The sequence below is a fragment of the Streptomyces novaecaesareae genome (assembly GCF_000716875.1).
Lineage (GTDB): Bacteria > Actinomycetota > Actinomycetes > Streptomycetales > Streptomycetaceae > Kitasatospora > Kitasatospora novaecaesareae.
Genome location: NZ_JNWQ01000001.1, coordinates 174,952 through 192,089, shown reverse-complemented (window position 1 = coordinate 192,089; position 17,138 = coordinate 174,952). Strand labels below are relative to the sequence as shown.

14 protein-coding genes are annotated in these 17,138 nt (G+C 73.6%); 11 read left to right on the top strand and 3 right to left on the bottom strand.

Features of this window, described 5'->3' with window-relative positions; all coding sequences use genetic code 11:
• Nucleotides 1–194 precede the first annotated feature (194 nt).
• The 6 genes from egtA to OP86_RS00810 all read left to right on the top strand — a co-directional run bounded on the left by egtA (nucleotide 195) and on the right by OP86_RS00810 (nucleotide 7,708).
• Nucleotides 195–1,502 (top strand): ergothioneine biosynthesis glutamate--cysteine ligase EgtA, encoded by a 1,308-nt coding sequence (gene egtA / locus OP86_RS00835; protein ID WP_051829513.1) that lies wholly within the window; start codon nucleotides 195–197, stop codon nucleotides 1,500–1,502.
• Entirely contained in the window at nucleotides 1,499–2,923 is a 1,425-nt protein-coding gene (gene egtB / locus OP86_RS00830; RefSeq protein ID WP_078588308.1) for an ergothioneine biosynthesis protein EgtB, read from the top strand. The genes egtA and egtB overlap by 4 nt, the downstream gene beginning before the upstream one ends.
• Nucleotides 2,923–3,672 carry an ergothioneine biosynthesis protein EgtC gene (gene egtC, locus OP86_RS00825; RefSeq protein WP_030254304.1) on the top strand — a complete coding sequence of 250 codons (750 nt, stop codon included), beginning with the start codon at nucleotides 2,923–2,925 and terminating at the stop codon, nucleotides 3,670–3,672. Before egtB ends, egtC begins: the two co-directional genes overlap by 1 nt.
• 44 nt (nucleotides 3,673–3,716) lie before the next feature.
• Nucleotides 3,717–4,688, top strand: a complete 972-nt coding sequence (egtD, locus tag OP86_RS00820) for an L-histidine N(alpha)-methyltransferase (protein ID WP_030254307.1) — start codon at nucleotides 3,717–3,719, stop codon at nucleotides 4,686–4,688.
• A gap of 128 nt (nucleotides 4,689–4,816) precedes the next feature.
• On the top strand, nucleotides 4,817–6,244 hold the full coding sequence (locus OP86_RS00815) for a sugar porter family MFS transporter (protein WP_106973306.1): 1,428 nt from the start codon (nucleotides 4,817–4,819) through the stop codon (nucleotides 6,242–6,244).
• A 324-nt stretch (nucleotides 6,245–6,568) separates the two neighbouring features.
• Complete coding sequence (locus OP86_RS00810) at nucleotides 6,569–7,708, top strand: nitric oxide synthase oxygenase (protein ID WP_078588361.1); 1,140 nt, start codon at nucleotides 6,569–6,571, stop codon at nucleotides 7,706–7,708.
• 64 nt (nucleotides 7,709–7,772) lie between these two features.
• Here the strand turns inward: OP86_RS00810 and OP86_RS00805 are convergent, their stop codons facing one another.
• On the bottom strand, nucleotides 7,773–8,483 hold the full coding sequence (locus OP86_RS00805; protein ID WP_030254316.1) for a TetR/AcrR family transcriptional regulator: 711 nt from the start codon (nucleotides 8,481–8,483) through the stop codon (nucleotides 7,773–7,775).
• Nucleotides 8,484–8,659: 176 nt separating this feature from the next.
• On the opposite strand from OP86_RS00805, the gene OP86_RS00800 reads away from it, so the two are divergent.
• From OP86_RS00800 to OP86_RS00785, 4 genes are all read left to right on the top strand, one after another.
• On the top strand, nucleotides 8,660–9,823 hold the full coding sequence (locus OP86_RS00800) for an acyl-CoA dehydrogenase family protein (RefSeq protein ID WP_030056468.1): 1,164 nt from the start codon (nucleotides 8,660–8,662) through the stop codon (nucleotides 9,821–9,823).
• Between the two features lie 29 nt (nucleotides 9,824–9,852).
• The gene (locus tag OP86_RS00795; protein WP_030056467.1) at nucleotides 9,853–11,052 is read left to right on the top strand and encodes a thiolase family protein; all 1,200 of its coding nucleotides are present in this window, start codon (nucleotides 9,853–9,855) and stop codon (nucleotides 11,050–11,052) included.
• Between the two features lie 25 nt (nucleotides 11,053–11,077).
• Entirely contained in the window at nucleotides 11,078–11,836 is a 759-nt protein-coding gene (locus OP86_RS00790) for a beta-ketoacyl-ACP reductase (protein WP_030056466.1), read from the top strand.
• A 294-nt stretch (nucleotides 11,837–12,130) separates the two neighbouring features.
• Nucleotides 12,131–13,501 (top strand): S53 family peptidase, encoded by a 1,371-nt coding sequence (locus OP86_RS00785; RefSeq protein ID WP_030056465.1) that lies wholly within the window; start codon nucleotides 12,131–12,133, stop codon nucleotides 13,499–13,501.
• A 167-nt stretch (nucleotides 13,502–13,668) separates the two neighbouring features.
• Here the strand turns inward: OP86_RS00785 and OP86_RS00780 are convergent, their stop codons facing one another.
• Nucleotides 13,669–15,843 (bottom strand): hypothetical protein, encoded by a 2,175-nt coding sequence (locus tag OP86_RS00780; protein WP_157849633.1) that lies wholly within the window; start codon nucleotides 15,841–15,843, stop codon nucleotides 13,669–13,671.
• A gap of 173 nt (nucleotides 15,844–16,016) precedes the next feature.
• On the opposite strand from OP86_RS00780, the gene OP86_RS00775 reads away from it, so the two are divergent.
• Nucleotides 16,017–16,541, top strand: a complete 525-nt coding sequence (locus OP86_RS00775) for an HAD domain-containing protein (protein WP_030254322.1) — start codon at nucleotides 16,017–16,019, stop codon at nucleotides 16,539–16,541.
• Here the strand turns inward: OP86_RS00775 and OP86_RS00770 are convergent.
• Entirely contained in the window at nucleotides 16,507–17,037 is a 531-nt protein-coding gene (locus OP86_RS00770) for a hypothetical protein (protein ID WP_051829512.1), read from the bottom strand. The two genes, OP86_RS00775 and OP86_RS00770, sit on opposite strands and share 35 nt — an antisense overlap.
• Between the last annotated feature and the right edge of the window lie 101 nt (nucleotides 17,038–17,138).

Sequence of the window (17,138 nt, the reverse complement as noted above, 5' to 3'; positions counted from 1 at the left end):
CCCATTCGCCACGCCCCTGACCTGCAGAAACGAACGTTCACGCGATTTTTGCGGGGCGCCCCTGCATGCTCCGTAGCAGACTGGGCAAGGTAGACCGGGCCGCAATCGTGATCCCGAGGATGGTTTGTCCGGTGATACCGACATCACGCACCACTCCGCCCGACCGTCAGAGCACGCCACCACCCCCGTCGGGGGTGACCCCGTTGACCGAATCGGGGGCGCGCAGCCACGTGTCGGGCGTCTGCTTCAAGATCGGACCGCCTCGACTGGTGGGTGTCGAGGTCGAGTGGTTCGTCCACGACGATCGATGTCCCACCCGGCCCGTACGGCCCGAACTGATCCACGCCGCACTGGAGTCGCTGCCCCTCGGCGGCGCCGACGGTACCTCGCTCCCCTCCGGTTCGCGCCTCACGCTCGAACCCGGCGGACAGGTCGAGCTCAGCTCCCCGCCCGCCTCCGGCCTCCTGGCCTGCGTCGACGACACCCGGCGCGATCTGACCGCCCTGCGGGCCGCCTTCGCGGCGCAGGGCCTGCGACTCACCGGCACCGGGACGGACCCGCTGTCCCGCCCCCGACGGATGGTGCTGGACCACCCCCGCTACCTCGCGATGGAGCGCTTCTTCGACTCCGCAGGGCCCTGGGGCCGGATCATGATGACCGGTACCGCGTCGGTGCAGGTGTGCCTGGACGCCGGCGACGCGGACGGCCCGCACGCGGTGGACCGCCGCTGGCGGCTGGTGCACCGGCTGGGCCCGGTGCTGGTCGCCGCCTTCGCCAACTCCCCGCTCCTGGACGGCAGGCCGACCGGCCACCGGTCGACCCGGCAGACCGTCTGGTCCCGGATGGACCCGACCCGCACGCTGGCCCCGGAGCCGGACCACGGAGACCCGCGCGAGGCCTGGGCGCAGTACGTGCTGGACGCCGAAGTCCTGTGCGTGCGCCGGCCGGAGGGACTCCCGTGGACGGCCCCGCCCGGGCTGACCTTCCGCCAGTGGATCCGCGGCGCCGGCGAACGCCCGCCCACGCTGGACGACTTGGACTACCACCGCACCACGCTCTTCCCCCCGGTCCGCCCGCGCGGCCACCTGGAGCTGCGGATGATCGACGCCCAGCCGGGGGACGGCTGGATGGTGGTCGCCGCCCTGGTCACCGCACTGCTGGACGACCCGGTGGCCGCGGACGCCGCGCTGGCCGCGCTGGAGCCGCTGGAGGCCCTGGACCGGCCGAAGGGGCCGGACGGGCCGCGCCCGCCGCGCAGCGAGGTCTGGCGCCGCGCCGCCACCCTGGCCGTCGGCGACCCCGAACTGCGCCGCGCCACCCTGACCTGCTTCGCCGCCGCCGACGCCGCACTGGGCCGCCTGCCCGGTGCCGGGCGGCTGCGCACCGCCGTCGCCGAGTTCGCCGAGCGCTACCCCGCGCGCGGCCGCTGCCCGGCCGACGACCAGCTGGACGCCCTGCGCTCAGGCACCCGACGCACTCCCCCGGAGGAGGCCGCACCATGACCGACGTCCGACCGAACGGCCCGACCACAGCCCCCGCCACCGGGGCCGAGGCCCCGCGCGGAGTCGAGGCGCCGCACGGCACCCAGGGCCCGCGCAACATCCAGGACCTGCGCGGCATCGAGGACCTGCGGGAGACCATCGCCGCCGAGCTGCTGGCCGCCCGCGCCCGGACCGCCGCGCTGACCGACTGCGTCGGGGACGGCGACCTCACCGCCCAGCACTCCCCGCTGATGTCCCCGCTGGTCTGGGACCTCGCGCACATCGGCAACCAGGAGGAGCTCTGGCTGCTGCGCAACGTCGGCGGCCGGGACCCGATGCACCCGGAGATCGACCCGCTGTACGACGCCTTCCAGCACCCCCGGGCCGAGCGCCCCAGCCTGCCGCTGCTGCCGCCCGCCGAGGCCCGCGCCTACGCCCACGACGTGCGCGGCCGGGTGCTGGACCTGCTCGCCGCCAGCCCGCTGGAGGGTGCGCCGCTGCTGGAGGCCGGGTTCGCGTTCGGGATGATCGCCCAGCACGAGCAGCAGCACGACGAGACGATGCTGATCACCCACCAGCTCCGCAAGGGCGAGCCGGCCCTGGCCGCTCCCCCACCGCCGCCCGTGCCCGCCGACGCGGCCGCACTGCCCGCCGAAGTGCTCATCCCGGCGGGGCCGTTCACCATGGGTACGGACACCGAGCCGTGGGCGCTGGACAACGAGCGCCCGGCCCACGTCGTCGACCTGCCCGCCTTCCTGCTGGACACCACCCCCGTCACCAACGCCGCCTACCAGCGCTTCATCGCGGACGGCGGCTACGACGACCCGCACTGGTGGACACCGCAGGGCTGGGAGCACCGGCAGCGCGCGGACCTGACCGCCCCGCTGTTCTGGCGCTTCGAGGACGGCCAGTGGCTCCGCCGGCACTTCGGCACGGTCGAGCCCGTGCCGCTGAACGAGCCGGTTCTGCACGTCAGTTGGTACGAGGCGGACGCGTACGCCCGGTGGGCCGGGCGTCGGCTGCCGACCGAGGCGGAGTGGGAGAAGGCGGCCCGGCACGACCCGGCCACCGGCCGCTCCCGCCGCTACCCCTGGGGCGACGGAGCACCCGGGCCCGAGCACGCCAACCTCGGCCAGCACCACCTGCGCCCGGCCGGGGCGGGCAGCTACCCGAAGGGCCAGTCCCCGTACGGCGTCCGGCAGTTGATCGGCGACGTGTGGGAGTGGACGGCGAGCGACTTCCGCTCCTACCCGGGCTTCCGGGCCTGGCCGTACAAGGAGTACTCGGAGGTCTTCTTCGGCCCCGAGTACAAGGTGCTGCGCGGCGGCTGCTTCGCGGTGGCGCCGGTCGCCTGCCGGGGCACCTTCCGCAACTGGGACTACCCCGTCCGGCGGCAGATCTTCGCCGGCTTCCGTACCGCCCGCGACCTGGAGCGTGCCTGATGTGCCGTCACATCGCCTACCTGGGCGAGCCGGTGGCACCCCAGGAGCTGCTGGTGCACCCGCCGTACGCGCTCTACCGGCAGTCCTGGGCACCCCGGACGCAGCAGCACGGCACGGTCAACGTGGACGGCTTCGGTCTCGGCTGGTACGCGGACGGCGACGAGGTGCCCGCCCGCTACCGCCGGACCGGGCCGATCTGGGCGGACGCGACCTTCGCCGACCTCGCCCGGGTGGTCCGCACCCGGGCGCTGCTGGCCGCCGTCCGCTCGGCCACCGAGGGCTGCGCGGCGGGCGAGCACGCGGCCGCGCCGTTCGCCGCCGAGCGATGGCTGTTCAGCCACAACGGCGCGGTGGCCGGCTGGCCGGGCAAGCTGAACGCGCTGGCCGCCCTGCTCCCCCCGGCGGAGCTGCTGGAGCTGGAGGCGCGCACCGACTCGGCCCTGCTGTGGGCCCTCACCCTGCACCGGCTGCGGGCTGGCGCCGGGCTCGGCGAGGCCCTGGCCGGCACCGTCGCGGACGTCGCCGCGCACACCACCGCGCGACTGAACCTGCTGCTCACCGACGGCACCGCGATCGCCGCGACCACCTGGGGCGACACCCTGCACCACCGCACCCTGCCGGGCCTCGGCACGGTGGTGGCCTCCGAGCCGTACGACGACGGGCCCGGCTGGACGCCCGTCCCGGACGGCTCGCTGCTGCTGGCCGACGGCGACGGGGTCACCGTCCACCGGCTCCCGAGCCACTACTGATCTCCACTCTCCCTTCATCTTCTGAACAGAGGAACCACCCTGTCATGGACACCTTCGATCTCACCCGACTGCTGCCCGCCGACCACTTCAGCACCGCACTGCACCACGACGTACGGCACGGACTGACCTCCGAGCCGAAGTGGCTGCCGCCGAAGTGGTTCTACGACGCGCGGGGCAGCGAGCTGTTCGAGGAGATCACCCGGCTGCCCGAGTACTACCCGACCCGCGCCGAGCGGGCCATCCTGACCGCCCGGGCCGGCGAGATCGCCGCCGCCACCGGGGCCCGCACCCTGGTCGAGCTGGGCTCCGGCTCCTCCGAGAAGACCCGGCTGCTGCTGGACGCCCTGCGCGCGCTCGACACCCTGGAGACGTACGTCCCGGTGGACGTCAGCGAGAGCGCGCTGACCGCGGCCGGCACCGCGCTCGCCGCCGAGTACCCCGGGCTGGCCGTACACGGAGTGCTGGCCGACTTCACCGCCCGGCTCGGCCTGCCCCCGGAGGGCGGCCCGCGGCTGGTCGCCTTCCTCGGCGGCACCCTCGGCAACCTGCTGCCCGCGGAGCGCGCGGCCTTCCTGCGCGGCCTGCGCGCCGCCCTCGACCCGGGCGACTTCCTGCTGCTCGGCACCGACCTGGTCAAGGACCCGGCGGTACTGGTCGCCGCCTACGACGACTCCGCCGGGGTGACCGCCGAGTTCAACCGGAACGTGCTCAACGTGCTCAACCGGGAACTGGGCGCCGACTTCGACCCGGACGCCTTCGAGCACGTCGCGCTCTGGGACGCCGAGCACGAGTGGATCGAGATGCGCCTGCGCTCGCTGCGCTCGCAGACGGTGAAGATCCCGGCCCTGGACCTGCCGGTGCACTTCGACCGGGGGGAGGAGCTGCGCACCGAGGTGTCGGCCAAGTTCCGCCGGGAGCGGGTCGCCGGGGAGCTGTCGGCGGCCGGGCTGCGGCTGGACCACTGGTGGACGGACCCCGAGGGCCGCTTCGGGCTCTCGCTCTCCACCCCGGCCTGAGCGGCCCAATTTGCTTGTTCACCTTACGAATTCTTAGAGCAAGCATCGGGCATGCCGGTGTACAAGAGTTAAACGAATAAGGGTTACGATCTCGACTACCGAGCTCAGTGTTGAGTACCAGGAGTCAGATCGTGAGCGTCACCCAGAAGCCCTCCGGGGCGGTCGAGGCCCCCGCGCCCGGCCGCCTCGGCTTCGTCGTCTTCATCACCGCCGCCGCGGCCCTCGGCGGGTTCCTGTTCGGCTACGACAGCTCCGTGATCAACGGCGCCGTCTCCGGCATCCAGGAGAAGTTCGGCGTCGGCGACGGCGTGACCGGCCTGATCGTCTCCTCGGCCCTGCTGGGCTCGGCGGTCGGCGCGGCGCTGGCCGGCCGGTTCGCCGACCGGTACGGCCGCATCAAGGTCATGAAGGCGGGCGCGCTGCTGTTCGCGGTCAGCGCCGTCGGCTCGATGCTGCCCTTCTCCGCCTGGGACCTCGCCCTCTGGCGCGTCCTCGGCGGCGCGGCCATCGGCATCGCCTCGGTGATCGCCCCGACCTACATCGCCGAGGTCGCGCCGACCAAGTACCGGGGCCGGCTGGCCTCCTTCCAGCAGGCCGCGATCGTGCTCGGCATCGCGATATCCCAGCTGATCAACTGGCTGCTGGCGCAGGCCGCCGGCGGCGAGACCCGCGGCCACCTGCTCGGCCTGGAGGCCTGGCAGTGGATGCTCGGCATCTGCGTCGTGCCGGCCGCGGTCTACTTCGTGCTCTCCTCGGTCATCCCCGAGTCCCCGCGCTACCTGATCCAGGCCGGCCGGCTCGACGACGCCCGCAAGGTGCTCACCGAGGTCGAGGGCGAGGGCGTGGACACCGACGCCCGGATCGCCGAGGTCCAGGCGCTGATCGCCTCCGACCACCGCCCGCGCTTCCGCGACCTGCTCGGCGGCCGCTTCGGCCTGCTGCCGATCGTCTGGGTCGGCATCGGCCTGTCGGTCTTCCAGCAGCTGGTCGGCATCAACGTGATCTTCTACTACTCGTCGATCCTGTGGCAGTCGGTCGGCATCGACCAGAGCAACTCGCTGCTGATCAGCTTCATCGGCTCGGTCATCAACATCCTCGGCACCGTGGTGGCGATCGTGCTGGTCGACCGGATCGGCCGCAAGCCGCTCGCCCTGATCGGCTCGGTCGGCATGGCGGTCGCCCTCGGCGCGGCCGGCTGGGCGTTCTCCTCGGCCACCGGCAGCGGCGACAACCTCACCCTGCCCGACCTGCAGGGCACCGTCGCGCTGATCGCCGCCAACGCCTTCGTGCTGTTCTTCGCGATGTCCTGGGGCGTGGTCGTCTGGGTGATGCTCGGCGAGATGTTCCCGAACCGGGTCCGCGCCGCCGCGCTCTCCGTCGCCGCCTCCGCGCAGTGGATCGCCAACTGGGTGATCACCGTCTCGTTCCCGTCCATGTCCCGGTGGAACCTGTCGGCGACCTACCTGATCTACGCCGCCTTCGCCGCGCTGTCGGCCCTCTTCGTGGCCAAGTACCTGAAGGAGACCAAGGGCATCCGCCTGGAGGACATGGGCTGACAGCCGTACATCGGCTGATCGGACGGTCTCACGGTCTCACAGTCTGAATTTCTGACCTTCGGCCCCCGCACCCTAGCGCCATCGGCGCGGGTGCGGGGGCCGAATCGTTCACTCTCTGCGGTGGACCGCGCACCTCCGGTACTCCTGTGCGACAGGAGGGATGTGTCCTTGATCTTCGACCGGCTTCGCAACCGCACCCGCAGAACCGCGGCCGCCGCCCCGACCGGCGGCTGCCCGTACGCCCACGCGCACGCCCCGGCGCTGCACCCGCACCCGACGGCGACATCCGTACCGACAGCCGTACCGACAGCCGTACCGACGCCCATACCGACGCCCGCACCGACATCCGTACCGACGCCCGCACCGACAGCCGCGCCGCCGCCGTTCACCGACCCGGACCAGGCCGCCGACTTCATCCGGCAGTTCCACCAGGAGCAGCCCGCCGCCGGGGCCCTGGAACCGCGACTGCACACCGTCCTCGACGAGATCGACCGCACCGGCAGCTACCGGCACACCCCCGCCGAACTCGCCTACGGCGCCAAGCTCGCCTGGCGCAACGCAGCCCGCTGCATCGGCCGGCTGTACTGGCGCAGCCTGGTGGTCCGCGACCTGCGCCACCTCTCCTCCGCCGACGACATCGCCGCCGAGTGCTTCGAGCACCTGCGGCTGGCGGGCAACGGCGGGCGGATCCGCCCGGTGGTCTCGGTGTTCGCCCCCGACCGTCCGGGCCGCCCGGCCGCGCGCATCCTCAACCAGCAGCTGGTCCGCTACGCCGGCCACCGCACCGCGGACGGCGCCGTCGGCGACCCGGCCGGCGCCGCGCTCGCCGCCCGGGCCCGCGAGCTCGGCTGGAAGTGCGCCGAGGACCGCTTCGAGGTGCTGCCGCTGCTCGTCCAGGAGCGCCCGGGCGAGCGCCCGGCCTGGTACGAGCTGCCGGACGACACCACGCTGGAGGTGCCGCTGAGCCACCCCGAGCACGGCTGGTTCGCCGACCTCGGCCTGCGCTGGTACGCGGTGCCCGCGATCAGCGACATGACGCTGGAGATCGGCGGCGTCCGCTACCCGACCGCGCCGTTCAACGGCTGGTACATGGGCACCGAGATCGGCGCCCGCAACCTCGCCGACGCCGACCGGTACGACATGCTCGGCGCCGTCGCCGAGCGGCTGGGCCTGGACACCTCCAGCGACCGCACGCTCTGGCGCGACCGCACGCTGATCGAGCTCAACATCGCCGTGCTGCACTCCTTCCAGGAGGCCGGGGTGACGATCGCCGACCACCACACCGAGTCGGAGCGCTTCCTCAAGCACGTCGCCCAGGAGAAGCGGCTCGGCCGGCCGACCCCGGCGGACTGGAGCTGGATCGTGCCCCCGGTCTCGGGCGGGCTGACGCCGGTCTACCACCGGTACTACGACCCGGTGGATGCGGCGCTGCGGCCGGCCTTCGTCCCGCGCGAGCCCTGGTAGCGGTGTCGGGGCGTGGCGCCGGGGCGAGGCGCCGGGGTACCGCGTGACCGCACCGGGGTCGGCGTCAGGCCCGCTCGGCGAGGCGGGCGAAGCGCAGGACGAGCCCGTCGAGCAGCGCCTCCAGACCGGTCTCGAAGGCGCCCTCGTCGACCGTCCCGCGGTGCCCGGCCAGCCGGTGCGCCTCGCCGAGGTGCGGGTAGTCGGCCGCGTCGTAGACCTCGGCGTCCGCCGGGAAGCCGGCCGCGAAGGACGCCAACGCGGAGCCGGTGACGAAGTAGCGCATCAGCGCGCCGATCCGGGTCGCCTGGCCGCGCGGCCACCCGGCCTCGACCAGGTGGCCGAAGACCGCGTCGGCCAGCCGCAGCGCGTTCGGCCGCCGCCCCGGGCCCTGGGCGAGCACCGGGACGATGTTGGGGTGGGCGGCCAGTGCGGCCCGGTAGGAGCGCGCCCAGTCGCGCAGCGCCACCGGCCACGGGGTCGCGGAGGTTCCAGCCGCTCCGGCGCTCGTTCCGGTGGGCCCGGTGGGCCCGGTGGGCCCGGTGGGCCCGGTGGGCCCGAACATCGACAAGTCGACTTCGCCGATGACGCTGTCCACCACCGCGTCCAGCAGCTCGTCCTTGGTCGCGAAGTGGTTGTAGAGCGAGGGCCCGCTGACCGACAGCTCGGTGGCGAGGCGGCGGGTGGAGAGGGCGTCCAGCCCCTCGTCGTCGATCAGCCGCAGGGCGGCGGCGACGATGCGCTCGCGGCTGAGCAGCGGGGTGCGTGGACGGGCCATCTCGGCGGCTGCCTCCGGTTCCTCCGGTCGGGTGCGGTGGGGACCGATTCTGGCAGGTGCCCCTTCCCAGCGGGGGCCGGCCGGGGCTACAGTCCCCCCATAAAACTTGCAGCGCTAGTTTAATCGGTCCGGGCCTCGTCCCGGGCCCACCTGGCGCACGGGATTCGGGAGCCGCCGTGAACCTGGAGCTGTCCGAGGAGCAGAGCGCCGTCCGGGACCTCGCCGCCTCCTTCACCGACCGCGAGATCGTTCCGTACGCCGCCGAGTGGGACCGCGTCGAGTCCGTCGACCGCGCGATCATCGGCAAGCTGGCGAAGGTCGGCTTCCTCGGCCTGACCATCCCCGAGGAGTACGGCGGCAGCGGCGGCGACCACCTCGCCTACTGCCTGGTGCTGGAGGAACTCGGGCGCGGCGACTCGGCGGTGCGCGGGATCGTCTCGGTCTCGCTCGGCCTGGTCGGCAAGTCGATCAACAGCTTCGGCACCGAGGAGCAGAAGCGGCACTGGCTGCCCCGGCTCACCTCGGGCGAGGCACTCGCCTGCTTCGCCCTCACCGAGCCCGGCACCGGCTCCGACGCGGCCAACCTCACCACCCGCGCGGTGCGCGACGGCGAGGACTGGCTGATCAGCGGCGCCAAGATGTTCATCACCAACGGAACCTGGGCCGACGTCGCCCTGGTCTTCGCCCGCACCGGCGGCAGCGAACCCGAACAGCAGGGCCACCGGGGCATCACCGCCTTCCTGGTCCCCACCGACCTGCCCGGCTTCACCCGCACCGAGATCCACGGCAAGCTCGGCCTGCGCGGCCAGGCCACCGCCGAACTCTCCTTCGAGGACGTCCGGGTGCCGGACGGCGCCCGCCTCGGCGAGGTCGGCAAGGGCTTCACGGTGGCGATGGCCGCGCTGGCCAAGGGCCGGATGTCGGTCGCGGCCGGCTGCGTCGGCATCGCCCGCGCCTGCCTGGAGGCCGCGGTCCGCTACGCGGGCGAACGCGAGCAGTTCGGCCGGCCGATCGCCTCCCACCAACTCGTCCAGCAGCTGCTGGCCGGCATCGCCGTGGACGTCGAGGCGGCCCGGCTGCTCACCTGGAAGGTCGCCGACCACATCGAACGCGGCCTGCCGTTCGCCACCGAGTCCTCCATCGCCAAGCTCCACGCGAGCGAGGCCGCCGTCCGGGCCGCCAACAACGCGCTGCAGGTGTTCGGCGGGTACGGGTTCATCGACGAGTACCCCGTCGGCAAGTACCTGCGCGACGCCCGCGTGATGACCCTCTACGAGGGCACCAGCCAGATCCACGAACTGCTCATCGGACGCGCCCTCACCGGCGTCAACGCCTTCTGATCCGCCCACCTGACAAGGAGCCCGACGACGTGCGTCCCGTCTACTTCGCCGCAGCCCGCCGCACACCGATCGGTCGGCTGCGCGGAGCGCTCGCCACGGTCCGCCCGGACGACCTCTCGGCCACCGTGCTGCGCGCCCTGCTCGCCGACCTGCCCGACCTCGACCCGGCCCGGATCGACGACGTCTACTGGGGCGCCGCCAACCAGGCCGGCGAGGACAACCGCAACGCCGCCCGGATGGCCGTCCTGCTGGCCGGCCTGCCGGAGACCGTCCCCGGAGCCACCGTCAACCGGCTCTGCGCCTCCGGCCTGGAGGCCGTCACCCTCGCCGCCCGGGCCATCGGCTCCGGCGAGGCCGACGTGGTGCTGGCCGGCGGCTGCGAGTCGATGACCCGCGCCCCCTTCGTCCTGCCCCGCCCCGACGAGGCACTGCCGCACCGGATGGAGACCTACGACACCCGGCTCGGCTGGCGGCTCACCAACCCCCGGATGGCCGAACTGCACGGCGTGCTCAGCATGGGCGAGACCGCCGAGGAGGTGGCGACCAGGTACGGCATCGGCCGGGAGCGTCAGGACGCCTTCGCGCTGCGCAGCCACCAGCGGGCCGCGGCCGCCCGCAAGGACGGGCACTTCGACGCCGAGCTGATCCCGGTCGAGCGGCCGGACGGGGTGACGGTCGGCCGGGACGAGGGCATCCGCGAGGACACCAGCCTGGCCAAGCTCTCCGGGCTCAAGCCGGTCTTCCGCCCCGGGGGCACCGTCACCGCCGGGAACGCCTCACCGATGAACGACGGCGCGGCCGGGCTCGTCCTGGTCAGCGAGGAGGCGCTGCGCGACCTCGGCCTGCAGCCGCTCGGCCGGTACGTGGCCGGCGCCTCGGCCGGGGTGCACCCGGACGTCATGGGGATCGGCCCGGTGCCGGCGACGGCGAAGGTGCTCGGGCGGGCGGGCTGGTCGCTCGCCGACCTGGACACCGCCGAGCTGAACGAGGCCTTCGCCGCCCAGGCGCTCGCCTCCGCCGACGGCATCGGCTTCGACCCGGAGCAGGCCGACGAACTGGTCAACCCCAGCGGCGGGGCGATCGCCCTCGGCCACCCGCTGGGCGGCTCCGGCGCCCGCATCCTCACCACCCTGCTGCACCGGATGCGCCGTACCGGCGCCCGGCGCGGCCTGGCCACCATGTGCGTGGGCGTGGGGCAGGGTACGGCCGTGCTGGTCGAGAACGTCTGACACTTTTTCTCCCAAGGAGTTCACAATGACGCGTTTCGCGGGCAAGGTCGCCGTGGTGACCGGTGCGGCGCAGGGCATCGGGGCGGCCACCGCCCGCCGGCTGGCCGAGGAGGGCGCGGCGGTCGCCGTGGTCGACCTCAGCGCCGAGCGGGCGGCCGGCACGGTCGCCGAGATCACCGCCAAGGGCGGCACCGCCCGGGCGTACGGCTGCGACGTGGCCGACTACGACGCCGTCGAGGCGGTGTTCGCACAGATCGCCGGCGACTTCGGCGGGGTGCACATCCTGGTGAACAACGCCGGGATCACCCGGGACAACCTGTTCTTCAAGATGCCCAAGTCCGACTGGGACACGGTGCTGACGGTCAACCTGACCAGCGCCTACAACTGCAGCCACGTCGCACAGAAGTACATGGTGGCGCAGAAGTTCGGGAAGATCGTCTCGCTCAGCTCGCGCTCGGCCCTCGGCAACCGGGGCCAGGCCAACTACGCGGCCGCCAAGGCCGGCATCCAGGGCCTCACCGCCACCCTGGCGATCGAGCTCGGGCCGTTCAACATCAACGTCAACGCCGTCGCCCCCGGGTACATCGCCACCCCGATGACCGCCGCCACCGCCGAGCGGGTCGGCAGCTCGGCCGAGGACCACCAGGCCGAGGTCTCCGCCCGGACGCCGCTGCGCCGGGTCGGGCAGCCGGAGGAGATCGCGTCGGTGGTCGCCTTCCTGGCGAGCGAGGACGCCTCGTACGTCAGCGGGCAGACGCTGTACGTCAACGGCGGCGCCCGCTGATTCGACGGCTGACGACGGCTTACCCGAAGCCGGTGAACTTGGTAAAGTTGGCCAACACGGTGAAAACTGTGAACACGACGGGTCCTGTCTGACGGTTCGTCAGTCGGCCGTCCCAGATGCGGGGTTACCTCCCCCTGGGACGGCCTTTACCTTTTCGCGTGGCCGAGCATGACCATGTCCGCGACCCCACTACCCCACCAAATGACTATGGCATGATCATGTTGCAGTCGATGGGATGGCCGGACCGACCCGACCTGACCAAGGTCGGGCCCTGCGTCCCCCTCAAGGAGTCCCATGGGCAGCCCCGCTTCCCTCCGTCGCGCCCTGGCTCTGCTCGCCGTGGGGGCCACCGCCCTCACGGCCGGCACCATCGCCGTACCGGCCGTCGGCACCGCGACCGCCGCCCCCTCGCACAACCTCGCGGGCGTCCACGTCCGCCCCGCCTCCTTCGGGCACCACAACGCCCAGGCGCGCGTCGCCCCGCTGAGCACCACCCAGTGCGTCAGCCAGATCGGCATCCACTGCTACTCGCCGCTGCAGTACCGCACCGCCTACAACCTGAACCCGCTGTACAAGGAGGGCGTCACCGGCAAGGGCCGCACGATCGTCATCGTCGACTCCTTCGGCTCGCCGACCATCCAGCACGACCTGGAGGTCTTCGACAAGCAGTGGGGCATCCCGGACACCAACGTCGAGGTGGTCAAGTGGGGCAACGTCCCCGTCTTCGACCCGAAGAACCCCGACCACACCGGCTGGGCGGGCGAGACCACCCTGGACGTCGAGTACGCCCACGCGGTCGCCCCCGACGCGCACATCATCCTGGTCGAGACCGGCGTCGCCGAGACCGAGGGCACCACCGGTCTGCCCGAGATGATGGACGCCGAGAAGGACCTCATCAAGAAGGGCCGCGGCGACGTCATCTCGCAGAGCTTCGGCGCCACCGAGAACACCTTCCCGGGTTACGACAAGGGCGACTTCAAGTCGCTGACCGACCTGCGCTACGCCTTCAAGGCCGCCGCCGACCACAACGTGACCGTGCTCGGCGCCTCCGGCGACAACGGCGCCACCGACGCGCAGACCAACGGCACCGACCTGTACCCGTACAAGGTCAACTCCTGGCCGTCCTCGGACCCGCTGGTCACCTCCATCGGCGGCACCCAGCTCACCCTGGACGACAACGGCAACCGCACCGCGGCCGACAAGGTGTGGCACGACAAGTCCGGCGCCGGCGGCGGTGGCGTCTCCGGCGTCTTCGAGCGCCCGTGGTACCAGGCCGGCGTCGCCAACGTCACCGGCAACCACCGCGGCACGCCGGACATCAGCATGAGCGCGGCCGTGGACGGTGCCGCCTGGACCTACGAGTCCTACGACCCGACCGCGGTCGGCTGGCACCTCACCGGCGGCACCAGCGAGGCCACCCCGATCTTCTCGGGTGTCGTCGCCCTGGCCGACCAGCTCGCCGGCTACCGCCTCGGCCAGCTCAACTGGCGCCTGTACGGCCTCAACCTGCTCCCGAGCGAGTGGAGCGGCATCGTGGACGTCAAGGAGGGTGACAACGGCTGGAACGGCGTCACCGGCTACAACGCCACCGAGGGCTACGACCTGGCCAGCGGCCTGGGCACCATCGACGGCGCCAAGTTCGTGCACGCGATCGCCGGTCGGTGATCGGGTAGCGGCTGATGGCCGACGGCTGGCGGCTGTAGCAGCTGACGGCTGACAAACGACAGCGGACAGATGACAGATTTCGAAATCTGTCATCTGTCCGCTGTTTTCTGTTACCTGTTCCCCGTTACCCGCGGCCCGCTACCCGTCCGCTGCCGCCTGCCCCGCCGTCAGTCGGCGGCGGCCAGCTGGGCGAGGTAGCGCTCGGCGGCGCGGAGCTTGCGGCCCTCGGGGCCCGGGAGGTAGGCACGCAGCTCGATGATCTCCGGCGCGATCCGGATCGCCTCCGCGCGGTCGGTGATCGAGCGCCAGCAGGCCTCGGCGTTGGTGGCAGCCTGCTGGGTCTCCGGGTGGTCCGGGCCCTGCGAGCGGAGCAGCGACAGGGCCACCTCGCGGTAGATGTCCGCGGCCTCGACCGCCCGACCCGCGAGCCGGCACACGTGCGCCCGGACCTGCCGCACCTGGAGGACCGGTTCGGAGACGGCGCCGTGTTCGGCGATCGCCTCCAGTTCGAGGGCGAACGCCAGGTCGGTGGCGGCGGCGTGGTCCCCCGCGTCGGCGCTGCGGACGATCCGTCCGATGACCTCGCGGTAGTCCGCACGGGGCGGAGCGGCCACCGCGGCCTCGGCCGGCGCGTCGGCGGGGACCTCGGCGGCGGGCGCCTCGTCCGTTGGCGCGGCCTCGGCCGGGACGGCGTCCTGAGGCTCCTCGGCCGCCCCCTCCTCGGCAAGCTCGGCGTCCACGACATCCACGACGTCCACGACGTCCGCGGCGATGACGGCATCGGCGACGACGTCCGAGGCCTCCGTCCGGGCGGGCTTGCGGAGCGTGACGCCCACCGGGGACACGGCGTCCACCCGTACGGCGTCCTCAGGTACGACGTCCACAGGCACGGCGTCCACACGTGCGGCGTCCTCGGGCGTGACGTCGGCCGGGGCGGGCTTGTGCAGGGTCACGCCCGGTGCCGCGACGGGCTCGCCCGCCTTCAGCAGGCTGACCGGGCGGGCCGGTCGGGGCGGGGTGGGCGGCACGCCCGGCTTGACCAGGCTCACCGGGCCGCCGACGGCCACCGGGGCAACCGTCGCGGGAGGGGCCGTCACCGGCCGGGCGGGAACGCCGTCCTGCGGCTCCGTCGGACGCGGCAGCACCGGGGCCGGCGGCGGCGGAAGCTCCGTCGGCGCCGACTCCGCGAACGGCACGGCGTCCGCGAACGGCGCCGGGTCCGTGAACGGCACGGCGTCCGCCAGCGGCGGCAGCTCGGCCGCCAGGGCGTCGCCGCGGCGCGCGGTGTTGCGGAAGAACGGGCGGTCCGGGGCGTGCGTGGCCAGGATGACCACGTCCGGCCGCAGCACCGAGTACACCTGCTGCCGGAGCTGTTCGGGCGCGAGCACCTCGCCCGCGCCGGGGCGGCCGCCGTGCAGAGCCTCGATCAGGGCACGGGTGAAGGTGCCGATCTGCTCCGGGTCCGGGCTGACCACCGCCCACAGCGGGATGCCCTCGCTGAGCGGCGAGACGGTGCCCTGGAGGTACGGCCAGGCGTTCTGGTCGGCGCTCAGGTCGGCGATGACGAGGGTCTGCCACTCGGCCGGCCGGTGGCTCAGCTCGGCGGCGATGGCCTGCCAGGGCAGGCCGTCCTGCTTGGCGTCGCGCAGGGTCAGCTGGAGCTGTCCGCCGCGCTTGTCGGCGATCACGTGGCCGCCCACGTGCACCAGCAGCGGCCCGGGGTGCCGGGACGCGGCCCGCAGGTGGGCGAGGACGGTGTGCGGGTCCCCGGCGCCGGGGAGGTGCACGGCGTCCACCGCGTCGGCGGCGAGCAGCACCTGCGGCGAGACGGCGGCGAGCATCGCCGAGAGCACCGGCGCCTGGGTCGGGCCGCCCCGGCCCCAGGTGCGGCGGCCGGAGTTGCCGTACCCGCCCTCGATCACCAGGATCCGTCCGCGCGGCGCGGCACCGAACCCGCCCGGACCGGCGACGGCCGCGCCCGGCGCACCGCTCGGAACACTGCCCGGCGCACCGCTCGGGGCCGGGACCGGGACCGGCGGCGGCGTCGCCGCACCCACGGCGGGCAGGCCGGTGAGGGTCCATCCGGTGGACGGGACGGGCGGCGCGACCGGGGGCGCCGGCGGCGGCGTGGGCACCTGCGCGACCGGCTGCGGGCCCGACACCGGTACGGGTGCGGGTGCAGGTACGGGTGCTGCCGGGGGCGCCGGCGGCGGCTCGTAGAGCGCGGCGGGCCCGGGCGGGTGCTCCTCGGGGGACTGGCGCGGGGGTGGCGGTACGGCGTCCCAGGGGCCCGAGTCCGCTGCCGGGTCCGGCCCTCCGGAAACCGCTGTCGTCTCCGCCATCTCCTGGTCACCGCCCCGCCCCGCCGCTCCCGCGGCGTCTGATGCCCTTGCCTGTGTGGCGCCTGCCACCACACTCCGTGCGCGGCCACCCTACGAGATCCCGGCGCACCCTATCCAGGCCGGGTGTCCGATCGGCGCGCCACACCGCCCGTAGTGCCCGCTATCGTGCGGTCATGACCGATCCCGGCCGGCCGCTGCTGTTCCTCGACGTGGACGGACCGCTCATCCCCTTCGGCGGCCCTCCCCCCGGCGGTTATCCCACCTACTGCAGCCCGTACGCCGCCACCGGCGCCGCCCCGGGCGGCAACCCGCTGGTGACCCGTGCCGACCCGGCCTCGGGGCCGCGGCTGCTGGGCCTGCCCTGCGAACTCGTGTGGGCGACGACCTGGCTGGAGGACGCCAACGAGTGCCTCGCACCGTGGCTCGGCCTGCCGCAACTCCCCGTCGTGTCCTGGCCGGTGGACGAGGCGGGCGACGAGGACGCCGGACCGGACGGCGTGCACTGGAAGACCCGCGCACTGGTGGCCTGGGCCGCCGGGCGCCCGTTCGCCTGGGTGGACGACGAGATCACCGAGCCGGATCGCCGATGGGTCGCGGCCCACTCCCCCGCCCGGGCCCTCCTCCACCGGGTCGACCCGCAACTCGGCCTCACCGAGGCGGACTTCACCGCCCTGGAGGCCTGGCTGCGCGCCGGCTGAGCACGAACCGCCCGGTCGGCCACGGCGCCGGCGGCTGGTGCGCGACGGCCAGGCGTTCGGCGGCGGCCCTGATGAACGCGCCGACCGAAGCCTCGAACTCGGCTTCCCTGGCCGTGAGTTCCGACTGGTCGGCCGCGTCGCGCACTGCCCCGGCACGGGCGAACGCGGCGTCCGCCAGCGGCTCGGGCCGGCCGGACACCAACTGCAGCCGGAAGCGCGCCGTCTCGGCGACGGCGCCCAGCCGGTCGGCCTCGGCGAGCGCCGGGCCGAGGGCCGCCGGGTCCGACCGGCGCAGCCACCCGGTGACCAGCGCTCGCTTGAGCTCGGTCACGGCCGCGGCGAACCCGCCGTACGCGGACAGGAGTTCCTGGCGCAGCAGCTCCTCGCGCGCCCTCGCCTCGCCGCGCGCGGCGGCCCGCTGCTGGAAGAGGTAGGTGCTGAGGGACCCCAACAGCGTGCCGAGGACGGCGATCAGGCTCGCGAGCACGGTACTCATCACCCTCCCGATCCCCGAATCCCCGGCCCCAGGCCCTACCCCGGCCCCTGCCCTGCCCCCGGCCGCGTGGCATCGTCGGACGCCACGCGGCCGAGGCCGGC

Excerpts from the sequence above, each read along its gene's own strand:
- egtB (WP_078588308.1), top strand. The coding sequence starts at position 1,499 with ATGACCGACGTCCGACCGAACGGCCCGACCACAGCCCCCGCCACCGGG.
- OP86_RS00790 (WP_030056466.1), top strand. The coding sequence starts at position 11,078 with ATGACGCGTTTCGCGGGCAAGGTCGCCGTGGTGACCGGTGCGGCGCAG.
- egtD (WP_030254307.1), top strand. The coding sequence starts at position 3,717 with ATGGACACCTTCGATCTCACCCGACTGCTGCCCGCCGACCACTTCAGC.
- OP86_RS00775 (WP_030254322.1), top strand. The coding sequence starts at position 16,017 with ATGACCGATCCCGGCCGGCCGCTGCTGTTCCTCGACGTGGACGGACCG.
- OP86_RS00785 (WP_030056465.1), top strand. The coding sequence starts at position 12,131 with ATGGGCAGCCCCGCTTCCCTCCGTCGCGCCCTGGCTCTGCTCGCCGTG.
- OP86_RS00780 (WP_157849633.1), bottom strand. The coding sequence starts at position 15,843 with ATGGCGGAGACGACAGCGGTTTCCGGAGGGCCGGACCCGGCAGCGGAC.
- OP86_RS00805 (WP_030254316.1), bottom strand. The coding sequence starts at position 8,483 with ATGGCCCGTCCACGCACCCCGCTGCTCAGCCGCGAGCGCATCGTCGCC.
- OP86_RS00770 (WP_051829512.1), bottom strand. The coding sequence starts at position 17,037 with ATGAGTACCGTGCTCGCGAGCCTGATCGCCGTCCTCGGCACGCTGTTG.
- egtC (WP_030254304.1), top strand. The coding sequence starts at position 2,923 with ATGTGCCGTCACATCGCCTACCTGGGCGAGCCGGTGGCACCCCAGGAG.